Here is a 12,375-nt window from a genome sequence, read left to right as displayed (position 1 = left end):
CGCCCTGTGCGTTCCGGTGAACCCTCGCACCTGTCCTGGAGCCCGCGTTGCCCCCTGCACACAGTCCGGCCCTGTCCCGGGCCCGCCTCGCCGTCGCCGTGTTCGCGACCGTCGTCCTGCTCACGCTCGTCACCGTGCTCACCGGCTGCTCGTCCACCCCCGACCCGACGGTCGCGGTCGTCCAGCCGACCGCGTCCGGTGCCCCGGAGACGGAGCGGTCCGTGACCTCCCCGGATCCCGCCGCCCCGGCGGCTCCGGCGGCCCCCGCGAAAGTCGCCATCCCCTCGGTGGGGATCACCAGTTCGCTGATGGAGCTCGGCCTCAACCCGGACGGCACAGTCGAGGTCCCGCCGGCCGAGAAGGGGATGACGGCGGGCTGGTACACGGGCGGTGCCGTGCCCGGGCAGGTCGGCGCGGCCGTCATCATCGGCCACAACGACACCCACTTGGGCAGAGCCGTCTTCCACGACCTCAAGAAGATCACCAAGGGCGCGGACATCACCGTCACCGACGCCTCGGGAAAAGCCGCCCACTTCTCCGTCACGGCCACGGAGAGCGTCAGCAAGACGGCCTTCCCCACGGAGAAGGTCTACGGCCCGACCCAGGACCGTGCCCTGCGGCTCATCACGTGCGACGGCGACTTCGACGCGCAGGGGCACCCTGTCGACAACCTCATCGTGTACGCGACGCTGAGCTGAGGGCCGTACAGGTGCCTGATTCGTCCTGACGTCACGAGTAACGTCCGGACAGTCCCTGCCTGAAGTCTCAAGTAATTGCCATGAGTTGCTCGATTGGGTACGCCACCCGTCCCTCCAGCACCTACTCTCCCCTCAAACTCATTCGACGGGGATCAGACGGGGAACAGGCGAGCTGAGGACAATGGAGCCACTTCGTCCCACGGATCCGGAGCGGCTGGGGCCGTACCGTCCTGTCGCACGACTCGGGGCCGGAGGGATGGGCGAGGTCTTCCTCGCCAAGGACGACCGGCAACGGACCGTGGCCGTCAAGGTCATCCGTCCCGAGCTGGCCTCGGGCAGGGCCTTCCGCGACCGGTTCCGCCGCGAGGTCGACGCCGCGCGGGCGGTGAGCGGCACCTACACCGCGTCCGTCGTGGACGCCGACCCGGACGGCCCCGTCCCCTGGCTGGCCACCACACACATCGTCGGCCCGACACTGGCCGAAGCGGTCGAGGCGTACGGACCGCTGCCGCCGAGCACGGCACTGGCCCTCGGCGCCGGACTCGCCGAGGCGCTGATCGCCGTGCACTCCGCGGGTCTGGTGCACCGCGACCTCAAACCGTCCAACGTGCTGCTCTCCGCCGAGGGCCCGCGCGTCATCGACTTCGGCATCGTCCGCGCCACCGACGGCTACGAACTCACCCTGTCCGGCGTGCTGTTGGGCTCCCCGCGCTACATGTGCCCCGAGCACGCCACCGGGGACCCGATGGGCCCGGCGGGCGACGTGTTCTGCCTCGGCTCCGTCCTGGCCTACGCGGCCACCGGGAAGGCGCCCTTCGACGGCGCGTCGGCGGCCACCCTGCTGTACCAGGTGGTGCACGGCACGCCCGACCTGACAGGGGTCAAGGACCCGCTGGACACGATCATCCGGCTGTGCCTGGAGAAGTCCCCGGCGGCCCGGCCCAGCCCGGACCGGGTGTCGGCGGCGTGCGCGCCCGGGGGCGCCGACGCGCTGGACTGGAACGACTGGCTGCCGGAAACCGTCGCCTCCTCCATAAGACGCCAGGCCGCCGCCCTCATGGACCTCGACCTGGGTCTCGACGCGAGAGTGGACGTTGGCGGGCGGCAACCGGCCCGGGCCACCGCGGCAGCCGCCTCCGCCGCCTCGGCACCCGCCCCCGGCGGCCTCCGCGTCGACCCGCGCCTGGCGGCCGTTCAGCGCCTCGTCACGGAACACCGCAACAGCGGCCCGCAGCGCGTCGTCTTCCCCGAGGAACCGAAGCCCGCGCCGATCCACGAACAGTCGCCCGCGCAGCCCCCCGCGCAGTCGCCCGAGCGCGGCACCCACCGCGCCCGGCGCTCACCCCGGCCGAACCTCTCCCGCCGGGGTGTCCTCGCGGTCGCCGCGCTCGCCCTGGGTACCGGTGTCACCGCGCTGCTCCACGGATCGAGGGACGGGTCGGGCAGTGCGGCGACGCCGGCCGGTCCGGCGCCGGAACCGCTGTGGACGTATCGCAGCGATCCGCTCGTCCAGGCACCGGCGGTCTTCTACAACGAGACGGCCCTGCTGAAGACGCAGTCCGGCACCATGTTCTGCGTCGGCCTCACCGACGGCGCCAGTCCCCGCTGGACCTACCGGGGCATCAGCCAGTCGCCCACCCCGCCCCTGGTCCTCGGGGACGTCGTCGTCGCCCTCGGCACCGGCGCGACCGTGATCGGCCTCGACCCGGTCACGGGCGCCGAGCGGTACTCGCTGGACTTCGGGGCGGACTTCCGCTTCGACACGCTGCTCGGCGGGGTCGCCGGTACGGTCACCATCGTCGGCCTGCGGTTCGACCGTCAGGACAACGCGGACGGGTCGCGGGGATCGGCCACCTCCACGAACGTCGTCATCGGGACAAATCTGAAGGAGCGCCTGGCCCAGATCATCCCCATCAGCGCGCAGGACATCGGCCTCGACCTGAAGCCGATCATCGATTCCCGCCACTTCGTCTACATGGACGGACTGCACCGGCTGACGGCCCGTAGCACCGACGGCAGCGGGAAGGTGCTGTGGAGCCAGCGCATGGCGTCCGGGTCGGAAGGCCGCGCGGCTCCGGTGGTGCTCGACGGGACCGTGTTCGCGGCCGACAGCGAGCTCATCGCCGTGAATCTGGACACCGGTACGCTGCGCTGGCGGGTGCGGCAGGAGAAGGGCGGATTCGCCTCCGTCGCCGCTGCGGGCGACACGGTGTACTGCACCACGCGGAACCCGCATGGTGTCGAGGCGTTCGACGTCGCCGACGGATCCCGGCGCTGGTTCTGCGAAACCCCGCGGCTGGACCTGGAGAACCCCCTTGTCGCGGGCGGTGACGCGGTGTTCGTCACGGCCGAGGCCAACAAGGACGGCTTCTACGCGATCGATGCCCGGCGGGGTGAACTGCTCTGGAACTTCACCGACGGCCGGGACACCGGCATCAACGACTGGCAGCTGTCGTGCGGCACCGACGCCGGGACCGGTCATCCGCTGATCGCCCAGCACTTCGACAGGGTCTACGCGCTGCCGATGCCTCGGTCCTGAAGATCAGGAAGGTCCTGAAGGCAACCGGGAGCCCGTGATCCGTCACTGGGCGATTCGGTCTGCGGTCACGCGGACGTGGTGGCGCGGCTCAGAGCTGCTCCCAGCTGCCGGGGTCCTCGGCCAGGGTGGCGGAGGCGCCGGGCGTGCCCTCCCGGAAGGCCGGCGCCTGGAAGGGGTCGATCTCCGGGGTCGGCAGATCAGTCCTCGCGTGGAACGTGTTGGGTTCCGGCGCGGAGAACAGTGAAGTCAGCTCGATGGAAGGTCTCCTGATCCTCGAAACGGCACGGCAGATCTCACAGGACGGTCAGCTTGGCGTAGGGACTGATGATCCGTTCCTGACGCCCGCCGAAGTCGACGAGTACTGCGATGCCGTCCTCAACGGTGGTCACCCGGCCGAGGCCGAAGACGTCGTGAGTGACCCGGTCTCCTACCGCGAACAGCTTGGTAGGGGGTGCCACAGGGGCTTTGAAGGGGCTGGTGGCCAGATGGGCCCGCGTTACCGCTGTCTTTGTCATTGACGCCAGTATGCTCCGCTCCGGCCCTCCGTGGGCCCGGCGGGTACCCCCGACTCTCTCCGGCCATGCCGGGGCATGATCCGCGGACGGGCGTACGGAGAGGGTAAGAGTCCCGCTCGCCGGCACGGACAGTGCAGGTCATGTGGGTTGTGAGGGGGCTGGATGGCCTTGCGCAGATGCCCGTCGGGCTGTGCCGTCCTACGGAGAGAGATCGCGAAGTGTTATGAATCAGTAGCCACTCGCGTCGCCCCGCGCGGCCCCGCGTGGGCCTCGCTCACTCCTTTCCCGAGGCGCTCACCGCCAGCACGGCCACCATCAAGGCCGCGACGAGGAGCGGAATTCCCAGGCCGTGGTGGATCACCAGCCAGGCGCCGAGCAGCGCGCCGAGCGCCATCGCCGCGACCGACGCGGAGCGGCGCGGGGAGTGCCTGCCCGAGCCGCCGGCCGCGCGGGAGTCTGCGGCGAGGCCCGTGAGGGTCATCGTCAGGACGGTGGTCGTCAGGTCGGGGACACCCAGCCTGCGTACCGTGGCGTTGCGAAGGCCCATCGCGAAGGCCGTCACGGCGATCAGCGCGTAGACGGTGGCCGTCGCGTCCGGCGCGGCGAAGGCGACCGCCGAGGACGCGCCCAGGAACACCGCCTCGACGGCCAGGGTGACCCGGGCCCACCTCCGGCGCGAGCCACCGCCCAGACGCCCCGCGACCCGCCCGCCGGCCACCGCGCCCACCACGAACGAGACCAGCGACACCAGCGTGTGCGGTACGGAGAATCCGGGCGCCCCGGCGGCGGCGAAGCCCAGCACGACGACGTTGCCGGTCATGTTGGCGGTGAACACATGGCCGAACCCGAGATAGCTGACGGCGTCGATCAGCCCGCTGACCACCGTCAGCACCAGCAGCACGGCCACGAGACGCAACCCGCGCGATTCGGGATCGTACGACGGCGAAGACGGTGATGACGGCGATGACGACGACGGCTGGGCCGGCCCGGTTGCCTCAGAACTCACCGGTCCAGTCCACCACGGGGAGATACGGAGCGGTGTGGAGGGGTGCGGAGACCACGACGAAGGCGCCGGCCCCCGAAGTGATCGGGAACCGGCGCCTTGATGCTGACCTGCTGGCTTACTCACCTACTGGCTTACTGGCGTCCTCGCGGGACGGCTCAGTACCAGTGGTGGGTCTGCCAGAAGTTCCAGGCGCCGACCGGGCTGCCGTAGCGCTCGTTCATGTACTTGAGGCCCCACTCGATCTGGGTCGCGGCGCTGGTCTTCCAGTCGGAGCCGGCCGAGGCCATCTTCGAGCCGGGCAGGGCCTGGACCAGGCCGTACGCGCCGGAGGAGGCGTTCGTGGCGCCGACGTTCCAGCCGCTCTCGTGCTCGACGATCTTGCTGAACGCGTTGTACTGCGCGTCGTTCGGGATCAGCTTCTGCGCGATCGCCTTGGCGCTGGAGGCCGAGGAAGTGCTCGCCGCCTCGGCGGGAGCCGCGGCCAGGACCATACCGGCGGTGGCGGCGGCCACGGCGGCGGTCGTGAGGGCCTTCTTCGGGGAGGCGAGGTGGCGGGCGATGCGGGAGACGAACACGGAGAACCTTTTCTTCGGGAACAGGGCCGTCGCGGCGAGCCGGTGCCACATGCTGCGGTTCTGCGTGTGTGGCGGTGACATGCGGCGGCGCCGCGACCCGTGAGGGTTCGTCGGCGCCGTGCGACTGCTCCAGAGAAACAGGCTCGAAGGCCGTCCGCAATCACCCCTTTTGCTAGTTGTGGTCGTATGTGGGCTATGAGCGGCCTTTGTGATCTGGCTCTCAATGTGCAGGTCAGGGGCGGTTTCCGTGTGGGCATGACATGGACTTCGATCTACTAATCCGCCTCGTAGGTGATCTGCGTCCTGTGGGCCGCTTCACGCGCCGGGCGCGTCGAAAGTGACCTGGCTCTCGAACGCGGCCCGTCGCGTGGCCCGGCGGAGCGCCTTGAGGACGGTCGAACCGAGGGTGAGGGTCAGGACGACGGTGAGGGCCGCGCGCCCCAGGTCCCAGCCGAGCGAGGTCGCCAGGCAGTACGTGACGAAGCGGGCCAGGTTCGTGGTCGTGGGCGCGTCCGGCACGAAGGCGATGTTCGAGGCCAGCTCACCCATGAAGGGCCAGCCCGCCAGGTTCATGACCGTGCCGTAGGCGACGGCGGCCAGGAAGCCGTAGCCGGAGAGGAGGAGCAGCTCCGCCCGGCCGCGCAGACGCTCGGCGCCCGGCAGCAGGCCCGCGCCCATCGTGAACCAGCCCATCGCCAGCATCTGGAACGGCATCCAGGGCCCCACCCCGCCCGTGAGCAGCGCGGACGCGAACATGGTCACCGAGCCGAGGACGAACCCGAAGCCGGGGCCGAGGACCCGTCCGCTCAGCACCATCAGGAAGAACATGGGCTCCAGACCGGCCGTACCGGCGCCGAGCGGTCGCAGGGCCGCCCCGGCCGCCGCCAGTACGCCGAGCATCGCCACCGCCTTCGGTCCGAGCCCCGACTCGGAGATCGTCGCCGCCACGACCGCCACGAGAAGGACGAGCAGCCCGGCGAAGAGCCAGGGCGCGTCCTGCGCGTGCGCGTTGACGGCGGAGGCAGGCGGCGCGAGAAACGGCCACCCGAACCCCGCCACCCCCACTGCGCCGACCAGAACAAGGGCGGCGGTGGATCGCGGCCCGAGGCGGGCGGGCCGGGGCTTGCCGGGTCCGCTCACCGGAGGGCCTCCCGTGCGGGGGTGACTGTGGTGTTTCGTTGTGGGGCGGTGACGGGGCGGGCGGGCCGGGGCTTGCCGGGTCCGCTCACTGGAGGGCCTCCCTCACCTGGGTGACCGTGAGCCAGCGTTGTGGGGCCAGGATCTTGGTGACCTGTGGGGCGAAGGACGGTGACGCCACGACCACCTCCGCCGTCGGGCCGTCGGCGACCACCTCGCCCTCGGCCAGGATGACCACCCGGTGAGCCAGCTCGGCGGCCAGTTCCACGTCGTGGGTGGCCAGCACGATCGCGTGGCCCTCGGCGGCCAGGGCGCGCAGGATGCCGACCAGCCGGGCCTTCGCCGCGTAGTCGAGACCGCGGGTCGGCTCGTCGAGGAGGAGGAGAGGCGGCCGGGCGGTCAGTACGACGGCCAGCGCGAGCGCCAGACGCTGCCCCTCGGACAGATCACGCGGGTGCGTGTCGTCCGCGATGCCCGGCAGCAGCTCGGAGACCAGCGCCCGGCAGCTCCCCGGCTCGGCGCCCGCATCGGCGTCGGCCGCCCCGCACTCGGCGGCGACCGTGTCGGCGTACAGCAGGTCACGCGGCTCCTGCGGTACGAGACCCACGCGGCGTACGAGGTCCCGGGGCGCCGTCCGATGCGGCACCGCACCCCCGACGCGCACCGAACCCGCGGCCGGTTCGACGAGCCCGACCAGCGCCCCGAGCAGCGTGGACTTCCCGGCGCCGTTACGGCCCATGAGGGCGACCGTCTCGCCGGGGGAGACGGTGAGACCGACCCGCCGCAGGGCTTCGACGCGGGCGCGCCGGACGGTGAGGGCGTCGACCTGGGCCACGTGGACGGGGGTGAGGGCTGCGGGTGGTGGTGGCGGTGGGTTTCTGCGGAAGCGCCGACGGGGGGCCGGGGGTGGGTCAAGTGCGGGCACTGTCACAGGCGTTGGCGTGTGCGCCGGGTACGGGTGGTCCGCGAGGCGTGACCGCAGGTCCCCTGCGCTGCGGCGGGCGTCGCGGACCGTCAGGGGCAGCGGCGACCAGCCTGCCAGGCGGCCCAGGGCGACCACGGGCGGGTACACCGGGGAGAGGGCCATCACCTCCGCCGGGGTGCCGACGACCGGGGGCGCGCCGGGGGAGGGGAGGAGGACGACGCGGTCGGCGTACTGCACCACCCGTTCCAGGCGGTGCTCGGCCATCAGGACCGTCGTACCGAGATCGTGGACGAGGCGCTGCAGAACCGCCAGCACCTCCTCAGCGGCCGCCGGGTCGAGCGCCGACGTCGGCTCGTCGAGGACCAGGACCCTCGGATGCGGGGTGAGGACGGAGCCGATCGCGACGCGCTGCCGCTGTCCCCCGGAGAGCGTGGCGATCGGGCGGTCGCGCAGGTCGGCCAGGCCCAGCAGGTCCAGCGTCTCCTCCACCCGGCGGCGCATCACGTCCGGTGCGAGGCCCAACGACTCCATTCCGTAGGCGAGTTCGTCCTCGACGACGTCCGTCACGAAGTGGGCGAGCGGGTCCTGGCCCACCGTGCCGACCACGTCGGCGAGTTCGCGCGGCTTGTGGGTGCGGGTGTCGCGGCCGGCCACGGTCACCCTGCCGCGCAGGGTGCCCCCGGTGAAGTGCGGGACGAGCCCGCTCACGGCGCCCAGTACCGTCGACTTGCCGACCCCCGACGGGCCGACCAGCAGGACGAGTTCACCCTCCGGCACCTCGAAGTCGACGTGCCGGCAAGCGGGTTCGGCGGCGTCCTCGTAGGTCACGGAGACGTCCTCGAAGCGGATCACGACAGCTCCTTGACAGCGGTGGGGGACCTACGGGTCGCGGGCGCGGGACTCGGGGCCACGAAAGCCGGGAGCAGACCCAGCAGCACGGCCGCCGCCGGCCACAGCGGCAGGGTCGGCGACTCCAGCGGTACGACGCCGGGGTGCAACGCCGCCGCGCCGGCGGAGCCGGAGGCGAGGACCATCAGCGCCGCCACCAGCACCCCCGACCCCGCGACCAGCCACGCCCGTACGCCCCACACGTCCGGCCGGTACCGGGTGCGAAGGGAACGCCGGCCCCCGAGCCACAGCCCGCCCAGCGCCGCCGCCAGCCCGGCCAGCAGCACCGGCAGTCCGTAGGTGCCGCCCGCCGCCGTCAGCAACCCGTACGTGCCCGCGCAGACGCCGAGCAGGCCGCCCAGGGTGAGCGCGCCGGTCGTACGGCGGACGCCGGCCGGGACCTCGGCGGCGCGGCCGTATCCGCGCGACTCCATCGCCGCGGCCAGCGCGACCGACCGCTCCAACGCGCCCTCCAGGACCGGGAGTCCGACCTGCAGCAGCCCCCGTACGCCCCGGTCGGGACGGCCGCGCAACCGGCGGGCGGCGCGCAGCCGCTGGACGTCCGCGACGAGGTTCGGCGCGAAGGTGAGGGCCACGACGACCGCGACGCCGATCTCGTACAGGGCGCCGGGGAGGGACTTGAGGAGGCGGGCGGGGTTCGCGAGGGCGTTGGCGGCGCCGACGCAGATCAGGAGCGTGGCCAGCCGCAGACCGTCGTACAGGGCGAAGACCAGCCCCTCGGCGGTCACCCGGCCCCCGACGCGTACCCCCTGCGCCCAGTGGGGGAGGGGGAGTTCGGGGAGCGTGAGCAGGACGTGCGAGCCGGGGATCGGGGAGCCGAGGACGACGGCGAAGACGAGCCGGATGAGAAGGACGGCCAGACCGAGCTTGACGAAGGCGGTGTAGGAACGGGCCCATGGAGCGTCGGTGCGGCGCGCGGCCACGACGTAACCGGCCACGACGACGAGGAGACCGAGGAGGAGGGGGTTGGTGGTCCGGGTGGCAGCGGTCCCGAGCCCCAGAGACCAGACCCACCAGGCACCGGGGTGCAGGGACGTCGAGGCGTTCCGGCTGAGCGGCGCTGGTGAGGGCGGGTGCGCACGCGCGCCCCGAAAGGGGCGCGGGGCTGTATCGATGTGCGGCTTCGCCGCGGGGCGCGACCAGCCCCCACCGCCCCGCAGCGAACGAACCTCGTACCCAGCGGAGCGCTCACGCATGTCGGCGGCGCCGCGTCTGCCAGATCGCCGCCCCGCCGATCGCCACCACGGCCGCGATCCCCGCGAGCAGGCCGACGGACGGACCACCGTCCGGATCCGGATCCGACTCCGCCTCCGGATCCGTGGCCCCGGCGGGCTTGCCCGCCCCCACCGTCTCGCCGCAACCCGTGCGCGGATACCCGGCGATCGCGCAGAGCAACGCGCTCGCGTTGTACCGCAGGGGCCCCGCGACCGAGGCGAGGGCGTCCGCAGTGGTCGCGTCGGGGGACACCCGTGCGCACGCCGTACGCGTCGTGGGCGGACGCTCGCCGGACGGCGCGTCGGCTGACGTACCGAAGTCGACGACGAGCGCCACGCGCTTGTGGCCGTCCTGCGCGGGCGTCCTGGCGCAGACGACCGCGAACACGGCGTCGGCGCGCGGCTGGGCGGCGCCCTTCGAGTCCTGGCTCACGGCGAAACGGAAACCCTGGACGTCACCGTCGGAGGGCCGGGCGGTCGACGGCCCCTGGGTGGCGTACGTCCACGCGCCGCCGTCGCGCTCCCAGAAGGACCAGTAGCGGTAACCGACGGCCTGGGCCTGCCCGGCGCCCGCCCAGAGGCAGACGAGGAGGGCGGCCACGAGGACCGGGAGCGCGCGGCGCCCGATCACGGCTGCTGCTTCCTCTTGTTGCGCCCGCTGATCAGGAAGCCGATGCCGATACCGGCGACGAGGAAGACGCCGACGATCCAGAGCGTCCCGAAGCCGGTGTCGTCGATCGTGCCGTCCTTGTCGATGTCGTCGGCGGTACGGGTCGGCGAGGCGGAGGCCGGGACGGACGCGGGCGCCGGGCCGGTCGCGTCGAGGAGGGTCACCAGGTCCTGGCCGCCGAAGTCGCGCGGGTCGGCGGACCCGGCGTGCGCCGCGAGGATCAGCTGCGCGTACGCGGCAGGCCCCGCCTCCTTCGCCCACGGCCCGGCGCTCGCCTCCAGCCAGCGCAGCGCGTCGGCGGCCCGCTGCCCCTGACCGGCGGTCGCGAGGGCGACGACGGCGTCCGCCGTGTTGCCGTAGTCGGGCTGGTCCTCGGCCCCGGCCAGCGCGGACGTCAGATGCCTGTCCTTGGCGAGGGCCTGTACGAGGTGGGCGGCGCCGTTGCTCGCGGCCTGCGCGGGATCGCCGGAGTCCGAGCAGGCCGGAGCGCTACCGCCCGGCTTGGCAGCCTCCCCGGCGAAACCCTTCCCCAGTACGCCGACCACGGCAGCGGCCGTCGCGTCGTCGTTGGCGGCGAGCTTGCCCTTCTTGTCCGGCTGGTAGGCGAAGGCGCCCCCGCCGGCCGCGTCGCAGGGAAGGGCCAGCTTCAGCAGCAGGTCGTACGGGGACTTGCCGCCCTTGGTGACCTCGCCGGGCTTCTCACCGGCCGCGGCGAGGGCTCCGACGACCACGGAGGTGGAGTTCGCGTCGCTGGCCCCGCCGGCCGTGTACCCCCAGCCGCCGTCCGCGTTCTGAACGGACTTCAGCCAGGCGACGGCCTTGCCGACCCCCGCGTCCTGCCCGCCGAGGGCGGCGAGCGCCTGGACGGCGGCGCCGGTGCTGTTGGTGTCGACGAGGGTCTTCGCGCCGCAGGCCGTACCGCTGTCCGCCCGGAAGGGCGCGAAGGCGCCGCTCGCGCACTGCTGCCCGGTCAGCCACTCCACGGCCGCGTCGGCCGGCTTCACCCCGACGGTGTCCTGGGCGAGCAGCGCGAGGGACTGGCGCCAGACGCCGTCGTAGGTGGGGTCGCCGGTGCCGTACAGCCCGGCGGGGAGGGCGGCCGAGGGGGACGGCGAGGCGGCGGACGCCTGACCGCCGCCGGCCAGAGTGACGGCGATGACGGCCAGAGCCGTGGCGCTGCGGCGGACATTCATGATCGGCGGGTGCCTCTCCCTGCGGGGAGCCGGACAGCACGGGACACCCCGGGCGGCTCGGCTCCGTATGCCTCGACGGTGCCGTACACCGGCGAACCACCGGTGCCACGAGCCGGTCACGATCCGCACGGGGCAATCCGGCTCACAGCCCCGACCAATACCCAGGCTGCACACGGTTGCGGGTCAGCGCCGGATTTACACCGGCTTCCCCCCGTACGGGTGTGATACGACCCGCCTACTGTACCGGCCGGGCAACGAACACCTCAGGGGCGTCTGCGCGCGGAGATAGGTTCACCGCATGCGAACAGGGAGACTGCTCGGCTCGGGGCGCACGGCTGACGTCTACGAACTTGACGAGTCGACGTGGGTACTGCGCCGCTACCGGGACGGATTCGGGGACGCCGTGGCGGAGGCGGCCGTCATGGAACACGTACGAAGCCACGGATACCCCGTGCCCGAGGTGCGCGCGGCGACCTCGACCGATCTGGTCCTGGAGCGGCTGTCGGGCCCGACGATGCTGGAGGCGTTCGGCGCGGGGCTGCTCGACGCGCGCGAGAGCGGCGAGATGCTGGCGACGCTCCTGCACGGCCTGCACGCCGTCCCGCCCCGGGACCAGGCTGCGTCCGGGACCCGTGTCCTCCACCTCGACCTTCACCCGGAGAACGTGATGCTCACTCCCGACGGCCCCCGGGTCATCGACTGGGCCAACTCGGAGGAGGGAGCGCCGGGCCTGGATCGGGCCATGTCCGCCGTGATCCTGGCCCAGGTCGCGGTATCTGCGGACCCCTTGGCCGCACCGGCCCGCGCGATGCTGACCGCCCTGCTGGCAGCCCCGTCGGCCGTGCCGGAGGCGGGCCGGACGGCGGAGGGCCTGCCGGAGGCGTGCGGGCGGCGCGCGGCGAACCCGACGATGAGTCGGAGCGAGGTCGAACTGCTGGGAGCAGCAGAGCAGTTGATCCGTACGCTGCTGCCGTGAAGCCCGCCCGGCGTCTTG

General features: G+C 72.6%; 11 protein-coding genes. 3 read left to right on the top strand and 8 right to left on the bottom strand.

What is annotated here, in order from left to right:
• Positions 1–47: 47 nt before the first annotated feature.
• On the top strand, positions 48–698 hold the full coding sequence (locus STRTUCAR8_RS31160) for a class F sortase (RefSeq protein ID WP_006380064.1): 651 nt from the start codon (positions 48–50) through the stop codon (positions 696–698).
• Positions 699–879: 181 nt separating this feature from the next.
• Positions 880–3,237 (top strand): protein kinase domain-containing protein, encoded by a 2,358-nt coding sequence (locus STRTUCAR8_RS31155; protein WP_044473204.1) that lies wholly within the window; start codon positions 880–882, stop codon positions 3,235–3,237.
• Positions 3,238–3,530: 293 nt separating this feature from the next.
• Here STRTUCAR8_RS31155 and STRTUCAR8_RS31150 read toward each other — a convergent pair whose 3' ends face one another.
• The 8 genes from STRTUCAR8_RS31150 to STRTUCAR8_RS31115 all read right to left on the bottom strand — a co-directional run bounded on the left by STRTUCAR8_RS31150 (position 3,531) and on the right by STRTUCAR8_RS31115 (position 11,381).
• On the bottom strand, positions 3,531–3,752 hold the full coding sequence (locus STRTUCAR8_RS31150) for a hypothetical protein (RefSeq protein WP_044473203.1): 222 nt from the start codon (positions 3,750–3,752) through the stop codon (positions 3,531–3,533).
• A gap of 274 nt (positions 3,753–4,026) precedes the next feature.
• Positions 4,027–4,668 carry a YoaK family protein gene (locus STRTUCAR8_RS31145; RefSeq protein WP_179200620.1) on the bottom strand — a complete coding sequence of 214 codons (642 nt, stop codon included), beginning with the start codon at positions 4,666–4,668 and terminating at the stop codon, positions 4,027–4,029.
• 245 nt (positions 4,669–4,913) lie between these two features.
• Positions 4,914–5,333 (bottom strand): aggregation-promoting factor C-terminal-like domain-containing protein, encoded by a 420-nt coding sequence (locus STRTUCAR8_RS31140; protein ID WP_044473209.1) that lies wholly within the window; start codon positions 5,331–5,333, stop codon positions 4,914–4,916.
• Between the two features lie 315 nt (positions 5,334–5,648).
• A complete protein-coding gene (locus tag STRTUCAR8_RS31135) occupies positions 5,649–6,473 on the bottom strand; it encodes an ECF transporter S component (RefSeq protein ID WP_006380061.1) in 825 nt (274 codons plus the stop codon).
• 85 nt (positions 6,474–6,558) lie between these two features.
• Positions 6,559–8,247: an ABC transporter ATP-binding protein gene (locus STRTUCAR8_RS31130; protein WP_006380135.1), complete on the bottom strand. Its 1,689-nt coding sequence runs from the start codon at positions 8,245–8,247 to the stop codon at positions 6,559–6,561.
• Positions 8,244–9,587 carry an energy-coupling factor transporter transmembrane component T gene (locus tag STRTUCAR8_RS31125; RefSeq protein WP_006380120.1) on the bottom strand — a complete coding sequence of 448 codons (1,344 nt, stop codon included), beginning with the start codon at positions 9,585–9,587 and terminating at the stop codon, positions 8,244–8,246. The genes STRTUCAR8_RS31130 and STRTUCAR8_RS31125 overlap by 4 nt, the downstream gene beginning before the upstream one ends.
• A complete protein-coding gene (locus STRTUCAR8_RS31120) occupies positions 9,493–10,149 on the bottom strand; it encodes an SCO2322 family protein (protein WP_006380065.1) in 657 nt (218 codons plus the stop codon). Before STRTUCAR8_RS31120 ends, STRTUCAR8_RS31125 begins: the two co-directional genes overlap by 95 nt.
• On the bottom strand, positions 10,146–11,381 hold the full coding sequence (locus tag STRTUCAR8_RS31115; RefSeq protein WP_006380129.1) for a prenyltransferase/squalene oxidase repeat-containing protein: 1,236 nt from the start codon (positions 11,379–11,381) through the stop codon (positions 10,146–10,148). The genes STRTUCAR8_RS31120 and STRTUCAR8_RS31115 overlap by 4 nt, the downstream gene beginning before the upstream one ends.
• 298 nt (positions 11,382–11,679) lie before the next feature.
• Between STRTUCAR8_RS31115 and STRTUCAR8_RS31110 the strand changes: the two genes are divergently transcribed.
• On the top strand, positions 11,680–12,357 hold the full coding sequence (locus STRTUCAR8_RS31110) for a phosphotransferase (protein WP_006380083.1): 678 nt from the start codon (positions 11,680–11,682) through the stop codon (positions 12,355–12,357).
• The last annotated feature ends 18 nt before the right edge of the window (positions 12,358–12,375 follow it).

This window comes from Streptomyces turgidiscabies Car8 (genome assembly GCF_000331005.1).
In the GTDB taxonomy this organism is placed as follows: domain Bacteria; phylum Actinomycetota; class Actinomycetes; order Streptomycetales; family Streptomycetaceae; genus Streptomyces; species Streptomyces turgidiscabies.
This window is presented reverse-complemented; position numbering and strand designations above follow the sequence as displayed.